Source organism: Paenibacillus wuxiensis (assembly GCF_040195695.1).
GTDB classification, from domain to species: Bacteria; Bacillota; Bacilli; order Paenibacillales; family Paenibacillaceae; genus Paenibacillus_B; species Paenibacillus_B suaedae.
The window spans coordinates 177734-191939 of the sequence record NZ_JBEFZI010000002.1; the positions used below are offsets into that span (position 1 = coordinate 177734).

Here is a 14206-nt window from a genome sequence, read left to right on the forward strand (position 1 = left end):
GGAATCGAAATGAATGTGAAGAAAACAGTTGTTGCTGCAATGCTTGTAAGTGCACTTTCTGCAGGAGTTTTAACTGACGCGGCATATTTGCCAAGGGCTTTTTCCCAGCAAGCGAAGGCCAAAATCGAGGTTAACGAAGACATCATTGCTAAGGTGAAAAAGGCAATAAAGGAAGCCATGCCTAATTCGGTATATGAAATTGCCGATTATTCACGGACAGGAATGCCGGATTTGCCTGACGGGGAGTACATTGGTTTCGATCTAAAGGACAAACGAGGACATATTGTCGTCAATTCACAATCCGGAGAAATCGTACTTTTCAGCTTAGTTGCAGATCTTAAGGATGTACCTTCGTCCATTTTGACATCGGGCAAGAATAAATTGAAAGAATTGGATCCAAAGATGGCACAGGTGAAAGGCGCATATAGAGGACAGGATACATGGATCCTGCAAGGTCAGAATTTCGCTTCTGTCACGATTGATGGCAAAAGCGGCAAAGTAACAGAGGCAACAATTAGCTATGCGAAGGCGCCAGACAAATCTAAGGTTGATATTGCACGCAAAACGATGAAACTATTAAACGGTGGGCAGGACGTAAAGGTGCGCGACGGGGTGAACCTAAATTATAATCCTCAGAACAAGGAGGGAAAGGTGCTGGAGTTCTATGATGAAGAATTAAAGAATTCTATCTTGCGCATCGTGCATATCGGAGCGGATACCGGGAAAGTATGGGGGGCCGAATTGCTTCGAGAAAAAGAATACTATAAATCCGACGATGAATATAAGCAAACGTTCGCCCAGCCGATACTCACGTCCGAACAGGCGATCACCAAGGCCGTTCCGACGGTAAAGCAGCTATTTGGCGTTGATTTGAAGGGATCGAAGGTAGCGATACAGTTCGACCGCTATACGTTCACGAAGCAAGGACAGCCGACCGTTATCGCGCTTGTCAATCCGAAAGGGACATTCCATACATTCGAGCAGCAGCCGATGAAGGGCTTGAAAAATTAACCCGCAAAAGCGATGAAATCATAAGAAGATCACAATAAGCTGCTTACAAGACAAAGGATCTGTTGGAAAGGTAGAAAACTACCGCCAGGCAGATCCTTTGTCAGTTACCCTCATTAAGCGTGATATGAACTTAATAAAAGGGTACCTTTTTAGAGTTAAGAAAGCTGATATAGATGCAATCTATAAAAAGAAAAAACTTGGGTCAGGGGGATTGCAGCCGCAGTGATTGTTGCAGATTCCAGAATAATTTTGAGCACTCATGCCTCGTTGCCGAGGAGGAACTATGGTTCAGAAGATGATGGTTGACCGTGCGCAGCGGGGCGATAAGAACAGCTTCGCGTTTGTAATACAACAAATTCAAGACGAATCGTATCGAATTGCGAATAGCTATTTACTCGATGAAGCCGCCAGCATGGACGCGGTGTGTGATGCTGTGGAAGAAGCCGTTTCAAAGCGGAAATTGATAACACGATCAAGCTGTTTAAACAGAGCCGTAGAGGGAGGATGTAATATACCCAGTGACTGTCCGGTAATTTCCTTCGCATATGCAGCAAATGAGAGCATGTAATAATGGAGCCGAAAAAGAACAGGAAGCATCGCAGTCGGTACATATAAAATTAAGCTGCCTCGGCGAATGCCGAGAGGCTATTCAAATACAAGGAGGAGAGAAAGGCTTGAGTAAAAGATGGAGGTTGGGCATATTGCTGCTGAGCATGTTGTCTGTATTAACGGGATGTTTTTTGGAAAAGCCGGTATTACATCCATTGGATGAGGACAAGGGGAAAATAAAAGTGACTTATTACAGTGAGGAATCGTTCTACCGCGATTACGGAAAATATTTCAATGTCAAATTCCCGAATATTGAGGTTGAAATCATTAGCACTGCTGAGGCGGATACGGCAGCAGATATGGAAAAACTGCTGGACAAGCACAAGCCGGACGTCGTGCTGTTGAGTGAGCATATGTTCGAATCGTATGCGCAGCAAGGAAAGCTCTATGCGTTGGATGACATTATTGCACAAGAAAAATTCGACATGGAAGGCTACATGCCAGGCGTGATCGATATGATTCGTACGAAAGGAAGAGGGAAGCTGTACGGGCTGACCCCTTATTTTTATAATCAAGTGATTTATTACAATCGCGACTTGTTCCAAGCGTACAACATCGAACTGCCGCGCAACAAGATGAGCTGGCAGGAAGTGCTGTCTTTATCTAAGCGCTTTGACGATATGAGAACTGGAAATAACGAAATTTACGGTTTGTATCAAAGTCCTTCCGAATTATTGATAAATATCGCATCGACTTCTTCCCTTCAAGTCGTTGATGCGAAGGGGGAGACGATGCGCATCCGATCCGACGGGTGGAAGCAAGCCATTCGGATGGCAACGGATGCGGTGCGGAATTATCCGCCCGGACAATTAGAAGGGATGAACAATCTGTTCCTTCAGGGGAAGGCGGCCATGGTCATGGATGGCCCTTGGTTCGCCAAAGAGCTGCGGCATGCCCCTCTGCGCGATAAAAAATTGAGCTCTATCAATTGGGAAATCGTTACGGTACCGATCGACTTAGCAAGACCTGACGAGTCCTCCAAGGTGCGCTTGTCGGAAATTTTTGCGGTAATGGCGGACTCCGCGAACAAGCGGGCTGCCTGGGAGTTCGTCCAATTCGTCAATGGATCGAGCATGGAGAAGGTTGCTTCCCGCAATCCGATATCTACTTTGCCGACGAGAAACCAATTTTTCAAGGAATTGGAGGGCAGGAGCACAGAACCGTTCTATATGTTGAAGCCCAAGTCATCTACGGAATCTTCGCCTGTTGAAGGGAGCTTGGGATTCTGGGTAGGGTACGGCAACAAATATGTGCCGGAAGACTTCTACTCACCGTTCAGTGAATTGTTGGACAAAACTTTGCAAGCGGTCATGCAGCGCGAGATGACGCCGGATGAGGCGGTCAATGAGCTGGAAGCGAAGGGGCAGCAAATGCTGAACAAGGCGCATATAGAGGAGAGGGAGAAAAAAGAGCAGACCTCTCCCTGAAAAGTTGATTACAGGGGAACCTTCTGTATTCTGACGTTCTCTTTCAAGTGAATAACAAAGGATTGCCCTTTTGTCTTATAGCGATCCAATCGTTCGATTATGAAGTATACATAGACATGGAGGCAAGTAAGAAGAAAGGGTTCTTAGACGATGATCAACCGGCGCACTTTTTCATGAAATACATTTTTGTCATGATTGCGGAAAATTTGTTTATAATTTTTCAACTTTAGGAGGGAATCGAAATGAATGTGAAGAAAACAGTTGTCGCTGTAATGCTTGTAAGTGCACTCTCTATAGGAGTTTTATCCGAAGAGGCTTATTTGCCAAGGGCTTTTGCCCAACAATCGAAGGCCAAAATCGAAGTTAGCGAAGACATCATTGCGAAGGTGAAAAAGGCAATAAAGGATGCCATGCCAAATTCGGCTTATGAAATTGCGGATTATTCGCGGGTAGGAATGCCGAATCTGCCTGATGGGGAGTACATTATGTTCAAGCTTAAGGATAAACGCGGAGACATTGTCGTCAATTCGCAATCTGGAGAAATCGTATCTTTCAGCTTAGTTGCAGATCTTAAGGATGTACCTATGTCCATTTTGACAACGGGCAAGAATAAATTGAAAGAATTGGATCCGAAGATGGCACAGGTGAAAGGCGCATATAGAGGACAGGATACATGGATCCTGCAAGGTCAGAATTTCGCTTCTGTCACGATTGATGGCAAAAGCGGCAAAGTAACAAAGGCAACAGTTAGCTATGCGAAGGCACCAGACAAATCAAAGGTTGATATTGCGCGCAAAACGATGAAACTATTAAACGGCGGGCAGGACGTAAAGGTACTTAATGGGGTGAACTTGAATCATAATCCTCAGAACAAGGAGGGCAAGGTACTAGAGTTCATTGATGCAGAATTGAAGATATGTATCCTCCACATCGGAGCCATTACCGGGAAGATATGGGGGGCCGTATTGCTTCGAGAAGAAGAATCCTTTAAATCCGACGATGAATATAAGCAAGCGTTTGCCCAGCCGATACTCACGTCCGAACAGGCGATAGCCAAGGCCGCGCCGACGGTAAAGCAGCTATTTGGCGTTGATTTGAAGGGATCGAAGGTAGCGATACAGCTCGACCGCTATACGTTCACAAAGCAAGGACAGCCGACCGTTATCGCGCTTGTCAATCCAAAAGGGACATTCCATACATTCGAGCAGCAGCCGATGAAGGGCCTGAAAAATTAAAGCTCAGAACGATGAGATTCTAATAAGATCACAATAAGCTGCTTATAAGACAAAGGATCTGTTGGAAAGGTAGAAAACTACCGCCAGGCAGATCCTTTGTCAGTTACCCTCATTAGCGTGATATTAACCGCTTTTACGAACAATACCTCTATAATCAAAGACATTTTTAGACTTAATGGAACCGGGAGTTACTATGAGTGCAACAAAAAATCGAATGATAACAATGCTGCTAGAGAGCCACAGTGACAGAATCTTCATTTTAAAAAAACATCCGAATATAATTATATGTGAAGATTCCAGAACTATTTTGAGCACTCATGCCTCGTTGCCAAGGAGAAACTATGGATCAGAAGATGATGATTGACCGTGCGCAGCGGGGCGATATGAATAGCTTCGCGTATGTAATACAACAAATTCAAGACGAATCGTACCGAATTGCGAATAGCTATTTACTCGATGAAGCCGCCAGCATGGACGCGGTGTGTGATGCTGTGGAAGAAGCCGTTATTAATATCCAAAAACTCGATAATCCGGAAAGATTCAATATTTGGTTCAATCGGATTGTGATTCATAAATGCAAATCCCATTTGCTCAATAGTAAATTAATTGTCTTCATCGATGATGAAGAAGTTAAGGGACTTGTAAAACGCCAAACGACGGAAGAGAATTTGGAGTTGCAAGCCTTTATGAAACAACAGTCGCCAATGACGCGATTGCTTATTCAACTGAAGTATGTAGAAGGATATACGATAGAAGAAATTACGGAGATGACGGAAATGCCGCTCAACACGATCAAAGCGAAAATTGATAACACGATCAAGCTGTTTAAACAGAGCCGTAGAGGGAGCATGTAATATACCCAGTGACCGTCCGGTAATTTCCTTCGCATATGCAGCCAATGAGAGCATGACATAATGGAGCCCAAAAAGAACAAAGACATGGTAAAAGGGTACGGTATGGCAGGTAGTACCAACAAAAAGAAATGGAAGCGAGAAAAGCAATTAGGGTAAGGGGAATAATACTAAATATGTATAACCAAGAAAAAGAACAGGAAACATCGCAGTCGGTACATATAAAGTTATGAGTTGAAAGTTCTAACGCTTAAGGAGCCAGAAAATCCTCGTCAATATCAGGCATTTCATGCTTGGAACGAATTATTTGTTCGGAGATAGCGGAAGAGCAGGTTAGGAGCGCACTCAGAAAAGCGCAAGGAGATCATCTGTACCAGTCTCGTTGCGAAGCAACTGCACATGACGAATCCTTCGATGGCCTGAAACGTCAATCGAATCCGCTGCCCACTGGCTGAACAGTTTCTAGCACAGTGTCAACCATTTCTTCATTAATTAGGGTTCTTATAATCCAAGCTGAGAGATCTTGAGCAGCAAAACAACCTGCGGCAGTCGAGATATTTCCTTCGTTTACGAAACTTTGCTCAATAACGTCTAAAAAATTGTATCCAAAAAGTTGAAACCCGATAGTTAATCCTGCAAAGCCTGATGAATCGGCTTACGTGAAATTGTCGAAGATCTATGCCATATCTGCGGATTCTCCGAACAAGCGGCAACTTGGGAATTCGTCAAATTCGTGAACGGACTGGAAATGGCGCAGGTTGCTGGGAAGGCAATGAACGATACGCTGCCTACGCGATCAGACTATTTCAAGGATTTTAGAGGGCGGGAAACGGATGCTTTTTACCTCCTGAAGCCAATGGAAGCTAGCAGTGTGTTAGATAAAAAAAGCATTCCACCAGGTTTCCAAGCTGAATTCGATTCGTTATTGTCGGCTGCGCTGAAATCCATTATTAACAAAGAGGAAACGCTCGACGATGCGGTTGCCGAGCTTCAGATCAAGGGGCAAGAAATGTTAGAACGATTGCGGGAAACTAGGTAGGGGCAATAAGTGAATCAAAAAGGGTCTTCGCTATATTGAATGGGTAAGAAGCCTCCATCTGGCTGTATTTTATTTCTGATTTTATTCTTAAATTATATTCAGATTATGTTAAGTTGAATCTTATTTATTCAATGTTAGCATAAAAGTAGAACTCATCAATTCATACATAGGAGGAAATGAAATGAATCTAAAAAAAGCAATTCTAGCGTCTATGATCGTATCCAGTATGTTAGTTGCCGTGGCAGGCCCGATTTAAAGATTATTATTTTGTTAAAGGCAAAGAGACGGTATTGCAAGCAGCGTTGGATGCTGATAAGAAGCCCGTGTACATCAGATCGAGCAAATAGACGTTATCGGACTAACCTTTCTTTCAGTTTGAAACTAGAAGAAGTACAGGGTTCATTGCAAACTGCGCTTGAACAAAGAGGGAGATAGAAAATATGCATAATAGATGGAAGATTGTGATCTTGCTGCTAATGATCGTTTCCTTAATGAGCGGCTGCTTCGGCAAGAAGGAAGTGCTGGAGCCTTTACAGCCAAGCAAAATCAAGGTGATCTATCAGACTGAGGAAGCATTTGACCTGGATTATGGAAAATATTTTAAGATGAACTACCCGCAAATTGAAGTTGAAGTCATCCCTAAAATTCAGGTACTGAAAAATCTCGGGAAAATGATTATTCCAGATGAATATGATTCAGAGGTAAGGAAGTTGTTGGAGCGCTCTGGAGCAGATGTGCTATTGCTGGATCAGCAAAATTTTGAGCAATTCGCCGCCAATGGGAAGCTGTACGGCATAGAGGAAGCGATTCGGCAGGACAACTATGATATCGAAGGGTTCATGCCGGGACTGATCGATGTGATCAAAAATTTAGGCGACGGCAAGCTATATGGGCTGACTCCTGCAGTCTACAATAAGGCTTTGCGTTATAACACCGCATTGTTCCGGGAGAATCAGATCGATCCGCCAACGAACAAGATGACCTGGCGGGAGGTTTTCGAGCTAGGTGCAAGATTTTCCAATATCAAACACGGCGATCGTCCGGTGCACGGCGTTTTTCTTGATGACTTGAGAGGTGTTGGCGATTTGATGTACGATATCGCCAAGACCTACGGATTGCAGCTGTTCGATCCGATGGGAGAGAAGGTGCTCATTAATTCCAAAGGCTGGAAAGAGGCGATGAGTCTGGCTACGGATGCAGTACGCAACAATGTGGTATATTTCGACCCCGTAGCTCAACTCGATTCGTCGCAAAACCTCTTCGACGACGGCGTTGCCGCGATGACGTTCAAAGGTGTCCCCCATGCGGGAGAAGTCGGATTTAACACGGATAAGGCGCCGGTAGAGTGGGAAGCTGTCACGGTACCGATTGATCCTGCGGATGAATCTACAGGCGTGTACCTTGACTCTCTCTTTGCGATTGCCGCCGACTCGTCTAATAAGCGAGCTGCATGGGAATTCGTCAAGTTCGTGTGCGGCCCGGAAATGGCTCATGCCCGTTCGAAAACGATGGACGGCACTTTGCCTTCGCGTACCGGATATGTGAAGGAATTCAAGGGCAAGAGCATGGAAGCGTTCTATATGCTGAAGGTCAAGCAGGCTGACTCCATACGGCAGAGCGGTCGTGTTCCATTCAAGTTCTTCACGCTGTTCGATGAGCCGCTGCGGGAAGAGCTGCAAGCCGTTGTAGATAACAAGAAGTCAGTGGATGAAGCGGCTGCAGTATTGGAGGCCAAGGCGCAAGAGTTGCTTATACAAGCGCGAGCAGCGTCAGGTAAGAAGCCTTAAGGAATAGTAACGTGTTCTTAATTGATGTTAATGGAATGTTATGTGGTTATTTACCAATTCCTACGCTAAAATATCTAATCGATTTTATATTCAAGTAATTACATAGGAGGATTTATCATGAATTTGAAAAAAGCAATCGTCGCAACACTGGTCGTATCCAGCATGCTGACTACATTGGCAGGCCCGATTCCTGCGGGGGCCAAGGCGCAAGAACAGAAACAATCGGATCACCGGACGATTCAAATAGATCCGAAGCTTGCTGAAAAGCTGAATCAAGCGATAAAATTATTTGCCGGGAAAGATGTTGAATTGCAGAAGGTGGGCAAGCGTGAATTAATTTATAATAAGAGTAGTGCGGGTCTGGCAGAAGTTCGATCGGTAGATGGAAAATATTGTGTACAATTTGACAGTCTTAAGGATAAGGAAATTATCTTGTTGGTAGGCGGCCAAACCACGATCGACCAAATCAGCAAGCAGCATCAAGAAGAAGTCTTAAAGTGGTTGAAAGTAATAGATGCGAAATATGCAAAGTATGCAAAGAAGAAGTACGCCTTTGAACAAGAAGTTTGGGTGCGTAAACGAAACGTTAGAGCATATAATCCTCTTGACAGAGTAAAGCTATCTAAGGAGAAACAGTACGAATTGAAAGGAAAAGATTTCTCCACTTCCTCAATCGATTTTGATGATGATGGTCAACTGAAAACTGATTATCTCCGTATTGATTTTGATAAGAAAGAGCTTGATCCGAAATTGCTGTCAACAGTTATAGCTGCTGCTAAGACGGCGTTTCAACATAAATTTGAAATGACAAGTGCTCAGCTTGCAGTTAATGTATTCCCAATAACGGCTCATGGGAAAAATAAAGCAGAGGCAGCGTGGGTATTTCATGACGGCAAAGTTACGGTTTATGCGGATCCCAATACAGGAGAAATAAAAGGCATGTACAATGAGTTTGGAATAAGAGTACGAGATCATAAGGGAATTTCAGAAAAAGAGGCGAAAGAAGCGGTTGCCCCGTTAGCGAAGAAATTATTTAATATCGACATGAATGGACATAGCGTGAAATGGGATGAACACAGTAAGGATTATTATTTCACCAGCAAAAATGGCATGAATGTGAGAGCAGCGCTCGATGCGAATAAAAAGATTGTATACATATGCGCAGGGAAAGCTGCTGATGCGCAGTTCGACGGTTATGTAGCAGATATGGAAGTGAAATCTAAATAAACGTTGCAAATGAACCATTTAATTATATTTTGACTTAGTATCAGCGATATACCAGTGGTACGCAATGAGAATATGAATTTAAAAAAAGCAATTCTAGCGTCTATGATCGTATCCAGTATGTTAGTTGCCGTGGCAGGCCCGATTGCTGCAGGAGCCGAGGCTGCGCAAACGCAGAAGCAAACGGATAATAAGAAGGTTCAAATCGACCAGAAGCTGGCGGCCAAGCTGCAAAAAGCGGTAAAGCAATTCGCGGAGAAAGAGATAAAGTTGCAGGAGGCTGCCGAGACTACATTTGCTACAGATGCAAAGGTTACATCGATTGATGGAAAATATGTCGTCTACTTCGATTATAAAAAAGGAGAAGTAAGGCAGATCGACGGAACGATCCCAATCGATAAAATCAGCAAACAGGATCAGGAGAAGATCCTGAAAGCACTGAAAAGTGCATACGCGAAGAAAACATACGTCCTTGATAAAGAAGTGGTTCTGAGTCGCCTTTATGATGGTAAAAATGAAAAATTAAAAGATGATTATTTTTCGTATTGGTTGACAGGGAAGGATTTTGAGGCACATTGGGAAGCATCGGGTAAGGCGGAATTTGAGAGTAGAGTTTTAATAAAGCTTGCCAAGGAAGAGATCGATTCAAAGTCGCTGGAAACGGCAGCAAAAGCGATGAAAACGGCATTTGATCATGATTTTGAAATCACAGAAGCTCAACTTTATTCTAAAGGTGACAAAGTTCAAACGTTATCACTTAAGGATAATGATGTTTCACTTCAGATGGAAGCAAAAAAGGGAAAGGTCTTGAACGTATTTAATAATACAAGAAAAAAGGTAACGACCAACCAAGAGGTTACGGAAAAAGATGCAAAGGAAGTGGTTGCTCCGCTTGCCAAGGAATTATTCAATATCGATATTTCGGGATGTGAAGTGAAGTGGGACAACCTATTTAAAGATTATTATTTTGTTAAAGGTAAAGAGACGGTATTGCAAGCAGCGTTGGATGCTGAAAAGAAACCCGTGTACATCAGAACGAGCAAATAGACGTTAACTGTATTCGTTTTGCAGTAGTCTCATAAGAGAAAAAAAGCAGTCTATCCTCACTTGAGGAATAGGCTGCTTTTGCTCTATTAGCTTTACCATCCGCTTTGCGTTTACAACAGCTGGACAGACGACGAAATCGGCGTCCTTGTTATATTCGAAGCCTTCGCTTACGTTATTCCATTTGTGTTGTCTGTTCGAGCAACGCCAACAATTGCTTACCGTCGTCGGTGCTTCCCGGTGTCACCTCTAGGGCGGTAATGATTTCTTCTTCCGTCATTGCAATATGTTCTTTGTACCCAAAAAACGATTTGGAACTGCTCTTCCAGCCGAAGCGCGCATCTGGGTCGATGGCTAAGAGAATCCCCTTATGTGAGAGTAGCCGCTCGGCCTCGACAATCTGCTTAGCGATGCCAAGTTTATCGCTCACCGCACCTTCATGATCCGGCAAGAACTCCTCTACCGTCTGGCCAAGCTGCGCCAAATAGGCCAGCATGAATTGCTCGGCATCCGCTTGCTCACTTTTGACGGATGGTAGCTTAGGGAGTTTCTTCTCCAGCTTGGGATGATGTTTGGTGACAACTCGAAACAGTCGCTTGGCTGCACCACGCAATACGTCGAGCGGCCGTTGCTTTTGGCTGCCTGCCTGCGTGTGTGTTGCGTCCATAATGATGGATTTGCTTTTCACCAATCCCTGTTCCATGCACTGGCCAACCACATGTTTCAGCACATCTTGTACAGGATCTGTAAGGTCTGCCATAATACTTACAGTAGGAATGCTTTGCTAGTTCATGAATAAATCCAAAATCTACAGTGGCATGTATTTTGCGAAGTAGGTGGTTTTCTGGTACAAGTTTATATAACTCCGCATGAAACGATGCGGTTAATTAAGAAGGTTACAATAAACCGCTTACAAAACAAAGGATCTGTTGGAAAGGTAGAAAACTGCCGCCAGGTAGATCCTTTGTCAGTTACTATATTGGTAGTCGCGATCCGGCAACGGTTTTTCTCCGTTTCGCACTTGCACTTGCTGTCGCAATCTATTCTCCTTATTATGGAACATAAGAACTGCTTGCAAGGAGTGCTGAGGTCATGACACAAAAAATATTGATTGTCGAAGACGATATTCATATCTCGAAAATTATTAAAATGAACCTCAATCTAGTAAACTATGAGACCGCCGAGGCTTACGACGGCTTGGAAGCGCTGGAGGCGCTGAAGCGGGGGCCGTTCGACCTCATCCTGTTGGATGTAATGATTCCGCACCTGGACGGATTCGAATTGATGGAGAAAATTCGGCCCTACCGCATTCCGGTCATTTTCCTGACGGCGAAAAACTCGATATACGACAAGGTCAACGGATTGAAGCTCGGAGCGGACGACTACATCGTCAAGCCCTTCGAAGCGATTGAGCTGCTGGCCCGGATCGAAGCTGTGTTGCGAAGATATGGAAAAGAAGAGCGGCTGATGACGTTTCAAACGATTCAAGTGGATTTGGACAAAAGAGAAGTCATCAAACAAGGGATACCCGTCGAGCTAACACCGAAGGAATACGACTTGCTTATCGTTCTGCTGAAAAACAAAAATATTGCCCTCTCCAGAGAACAGTTCATCGAAAAAGTATGGGGATACGACTATTATGGGGAGACGAGAACGGTTGATATGCATATCAAATCGCTTCGCAAGAAATTGGATCTCCATGATCATATCAAGACGATATACAAAATGGGCTACCGGCTGGAGGACTAGGGATGAAGTTTTGGCAGAAAATTTATGTCTTCACGATCCTCGTATTTCTCCTCATCTTTCATGCAGCTTCCATCATGGTCATTGAGCGGAGCCATAACAAAATGCTAGAGCAAGAAATCAACAACGCGATGAGTCAACATATGAGTATCCATACGAGCGTTGAGGCGATTGTACCGATTTTGCGCATCTATGACTCTATTGATTACGAGAAAACGGTATTAACGAGAATTGCCAATGAATTTATACATAAAAACAGTGATCAACGGGTGTACCTGGATATCAGGGACAAAACGAACCGGCCGGTGTTCAGCAATATAAATTTTCCGCTGCCTGCTCAGCGCAACGAGCTGGACAAGCTGAAGGAGAATGAAATCCGTTATATTTTGCGGGACATCGACCAGCGCACGATTCTCTTTACTTCAAACCTGGCGAATATCAATCATAAACCTTATATGTTTACTTACATGGTAGATGTGACTCCCGTATATCAGGATCGGGTGGATCAATATCATTTTTTCTTTAAGGTGGATTTGGCTGCCTGCTTCCTGTTTATGTTGATTATGTTCTTCGTGAGCAGAGGATTGACACGATCCATAGACCGGCTAAACAAGACAGCGAAGGTTATCGCTCAAGGTGGCTTTTCGGAAAGGGTTCGATTGAAGTCCAAGGACGAAATTGGAGTGCTCGCCAACAACTTTAATGAAATGGCGGCAGTCGTAGAGGATAAAATTTCGGATCTTGAACGGCTCAATGAACAAAAGCAACGGTTTATCGATAATTTTACTCATGAGTTAAAAACGCCTTTAACTTCCATTATCGGCTATGCCAATTTTATGAGGACGACCAAGTACAACGAGGAGGTGTTCCTCGACGGCTTGAATGTGATTTATTCCGAAGGAAAACGATTGGAATCGTTATCCCTAAAGCTGATGGATTTGATTCTGCTTCAAGAGGATCGCTTCGAAATGGTGCCGCATGAGCTCGAAGCCATTGTTGCCGAATTTGGCCGGCGCTGGAGATCATGGCGAAGGAGAAGGGGATTTGTATCGTCACGGACTGCGAGGAAGGGAGCTTGCTTGTCGATCCTGACCTGATCAAGGTGCTGATCTTCAATCTCGTAGACAATGCGATCAAAGCTTCGACCGAGAATCAGACCGTTGAGCTGCATACTTTCTGGCGCGGCAGCCATTATATTGTTCAAATCGCCGATCAAGGCATCGGCATTGCTGAAGAGCATCGGGATAAAATCTTCGAGCCGTTCTATATGGCGGATAAAGCAAGAACGAGAAGCAGTAACGGAGCGGGTCTTGGCCTCTCGATTTGCCAAAGTGTCGCCAGATTGCACCATGCCGACATTCATATTGCAGACAGTGAGATTCAGGGAACGATCATCGAAGTCGACTTTGCCCCGGTCCAATCGAAAGGCGGGGAACATCTGTGAAAAAATGGATTTTAGCGTTTATGTGTATGGTAATCCTTATGCTGTTGACCGGATGTGAAGGCTGGTTTAACGCGATCCCCAAGGATAAAGTGATGGTCAAACAAATCATGAAAGAGAACCCGGGCAACGAACCGGAATATGAAGGCGTGCTTTCTCAAGAAACAGCGAAGACGCTCAGTTTAAAAGCGATCAATACATATTACGAAATGAATGTGACATTGGATGAGCTTCGCTTCGAATCGATGTACGTAGACCAGAACAAGCTGACCGATCTATTGAACAGCCCGCGGCCGCAAGATGGTCCTGTAGTTTACGACGTCACAACCTTGCCCGATCGAATCCCAGAAGGGCAGTCTTCCTTGATCGATCAAATTCCAAGAGGACTGTATTATGTAACCCTAACCCAATCTGTGAAGCCCAATGAGGTATATGATGTGGTGCTGAATGCAAAAGACGGCGATATTGTCAAAATTTCGAGATCAGGCGGCAAGCAAAGTCGCGTGCAGGAGATTGCGAGAGATAAGGTCTTTGATATTGCGAATCGGTTCATTCAGAAAGAAGGAAGCTATCCACTGTCTGATTTGACGCTGAATCAAGACATGACGCGATGGGGTATGGATGGTGAAGCGGAGGTATTCTATACGAGCAAAGATAAACGAACGCTAGCATACAGTGTTACGGTAAGCTTTCATATGAACGCAGTCAGCGGTTTCAGTAAAGATATTATGGCGCTGCTGAACTATATCCGAGTTAAATAGCCAGACTCATAGTCTCCAGGTCGATTGCCTA

Annotated in this window: 13 protein-coding genes and 2 pseudogenes; 13 read left to right on the forward strand and 2 right to left on the reverse strand. The window is 44.2% G+C overall.

Going from position 1 to position 14206, the window contains the following annotated elements:
- Nucleotides 1-9 precede the first annotated feature (9 nt).
- From ABN764_RS04080 to ABN764_RS04100, 5 genes are all read left to right on the forward strand, one after another.
- The gene (locus ABN764_RS04080; RefSeq protein WP_446671011.1) at nt 10-1011 is read left to right on the forward strand and encodes a hypothetical protein; all 1002 of its coding nucleotides are present in this window, start codon (nt 10-12) and stop codon (nt 1009-1011) included.
- 283 nt (nt 1012-1294) lie between these two features.
- On the forward strand, nt 1295-1579 hold the full coding sequence (locus ABN764_RS04085; protein ID WP_446671012.1) for an RNA polymerase sigma factor: 285 nt from the start codon (nt 1295-1297) through the stop codon (nt 1577-1579).
- 106 nt (nt 1580-1685) lie between these two features.
- Complete coding sequence (locus tag ABN764_RS04090) at nt 1686-3047, forward strand: ABC transporter substrate-binding protein (RefSeq protein WP_446671013.1); 1362 nt, start codon at nt 1686-1688, stop codon at nt 3045-3047.
- A 242-nt stretch (nt 3048-3289) separates the two neighbouring features.
- Complete coding sequence (locus tag ABN764_RS04095; protein ID WP_446671014.1) at nt 3290-4282, forward strand: hypothetical protein; 993 nt, start codon at nt 3290-3292, stop codon at nt 4280-4282.
- Between the two features lie 341 nt (nt 4283-4623).
- Nucleotides 4624-5136, forward strand: a complete 513-nt coding sequence (locus tag ABN764_RS04100; RefSeq protein ID WP_446671015.1) for an RNA polymerase sigma factor — start codon at nt 4624-4626, stop codon at nt 5134-5136.
- Between the two features lie 424 nt (nt 5137-5560).
- Here ABN764_RS04100 and ABN764_RS04105 read toward each other — a convergent pair.
- A pseudogene (locus ABN764_RS04105) lies at nt 5561-5728 on the reverse strand (DJ-1/PfpI family protein); the annotation flags it as partial.
- Nucleotides 5729-5866: 138 nt separating this feature from the next.
- Here ABN764_RS04105 and ABN764_RS04110 point away from each other — a divergent pair.
- The 4 genes from ABN764_RS04110 (at nt 5867) to ABN764_RS04125 (ending at nt 10230) form a co-directional block, all read left to right on the forward strand.
- Nucleotides 5867-6172: a hypothetical protein gene (locus ABN764_RS04110; protein WP_446671016.1), complete on the forward strand. Its 306-nt coding sequence runs from the start codon at nt 5867-5869 to the stop codon at nt 6170-6172.
- A 440-nt stretch (nt 6173-6612) separates the two neighbouring features.
- A complete protein-coding gene (locus ABN764_RS04115) occupies nt 6613-7959 on the forward strand; it encodes an extracellular solute-binding protein (protein ID WP_446671017.1) in 1347 nt (448 codons plus the stop codon).
- 117 nt (nt 7960-8076) lie between these two features.
- The gene (locus ABN764_RS04120; RefSeq protein ID WP_446671018.1) at nt 8077-9186 is read left to right on the forward strand and encodes a hypothetical protein; all 1110 of its coding nucleotides are present in this window, start codon (nt 8077-8079) and stop codon (nt 9184-9186) included.
- 117 nt (nt 9187-9303) lie between these two features.
- Nucleotides 9304-10230: a hypothetical protein gene (locus ABN764_RS04125; protein ID WP_446671019.1), complete on the forward strand. Its 927-nt coding sequence runs from the start codon at nt 9304-9306 to the stop codon at nt 10228-10230.
- Between the two features lie 99 nt (nt 10231-10329).
- On the opposite strand, the pseudogene ABN764_RS04130 reads toward ABN764_RS04125, so the two are convergent.
- Nucleotides 10330-11114: pseudogene (locus tag ABN764_RS04130) on the reverse strand (transposase); the annotation flags it as partial.
- A gap of 205 nt (nt 11115-11319) precedes the next feature.
- Between ABN764_RS04130 and ABN764_RS04135 the strand changes: the two are divergent.
- From ABN764_RS04135 to ABN764_RS04150, 4 genes are read left to right on the forward strand one after another with little or no spacing between them, the layout of a single operon-like run.
- Complete coding sequence (locus ABN764_RS04135; RefSeq protein ID WP_174810199.1) at nt 11320-11976, forward strand: response regulator transcription factor; 657 nt, start codon at nt 11320-11322, stop codon at nt 11974-11976.
- A 2-nt stretch (nt 11977-11978) separates the two neighbouring features.
- Nucleotides 11979-13070, forward strand: coding sequence for a HAMP domain-containing protein (locus ABN764_RS04140; RefSeq protein ID WP_446671020.1), 1092 nt, complete (start codon nt 11979-11981; stop codon nt 13068-13070).
- The gene (locus ABN764_RS04145) at nt 12998-13417 is read left to right on the forward strand and encodes a sensor histidine kinase (protein WP_446671021.1); all 420 of its coding nucleotides are present in this window, start codon (nt 12998-13000) and stop codon (nt 13415-13417) included. The genes ABN764_RS04140 and ABN764_RS04145 overlap by 73 nt, the downstream gene beginning before the upstream one ends.
- Nucleotides 13414-14175, forward strand: a complete 762-nt coding sequence (locus ABN764_RS04150) for a hypothetical protein (RefSeq protein ID WP_446671022.1) — start codon at nt 13414-13416, stop codon at nt 14173-14175. Before ABN764_RS04145 ends, ABN764_RS04150 begins: the two co-directional genes overlap by 4 nt.
- Nucleotides 14176-14206: the final 31 nt, after the last annotated feature.

Coding starts and splice junctions, on each gene's coding strand:
- ABN764_RS04080 (WP_446671011.1), top strand. CDS start 10: ATGAATGTGAAGAAAACAGTTGTTGCTGCAATGCTTGTAAGTGCACTT.
- ABN764_RS04085 (WP_446671012.1), top strand. CDS start 1,295: ATGGTTCAGAAGATGATGGTTGACCGTGCGCAGCGGGGCGATAAGAAC.
- ABN764_RS04095 (WP_446671014.1), top strand. CDS start 3,290: ATGAATGTGAAGAAAACAGTTGTCGCTGTAATGCTTGTAAGTGCACTC.
- ABN764_RS04100 (WP_446671015.1), top strand. CDS start 4,624: ATGGATCAGAAGATGATGATTGACCGTGCGCAGCGGGGCGATATGAAT.
- ABN764_RS04115 (WP_446671017.1), top strand. CDS start 6,613: ATGCATAATAGATGGAAGATTGTGATCTTGCTGCTAATGATCGTTTCC.
- ABN764_RS04120 (WP_446671018.1), top strand. CDS start 8,077: ATGAATTTGAAAAAAGCAATCGTCGCAACACTGGTCGTATCCAGCATG.
- ABN764_RS04125 (WP_446671019.1), top strand. CDS start 9,304: ATGTTAGTTGCCGTGGCAGGCCCGATTGCTGCAGGAGCCGAGGCTGCG.
- ABN764_RS04135 (WP_174810199.1), top strand. CDS start 11,320: ATGACACAAAAAATATTGATTGTCGAAGACGATATTCATATCTCGAAA.
- ABN764_RS04140 (WP_446671020.1), top strand. CDS start 11,979: ATGAAGTTTTGGCAGAAAATTTATGTCTTCACGATCCTCGTATTTCTC.
- ABN764_RS04145 (WP_446671021.1), top strand. CDS start 12,998: ATGGCGAAGGAGAAGGGGATTTGTATCGTCACGGACTGCGAGGAAGGG.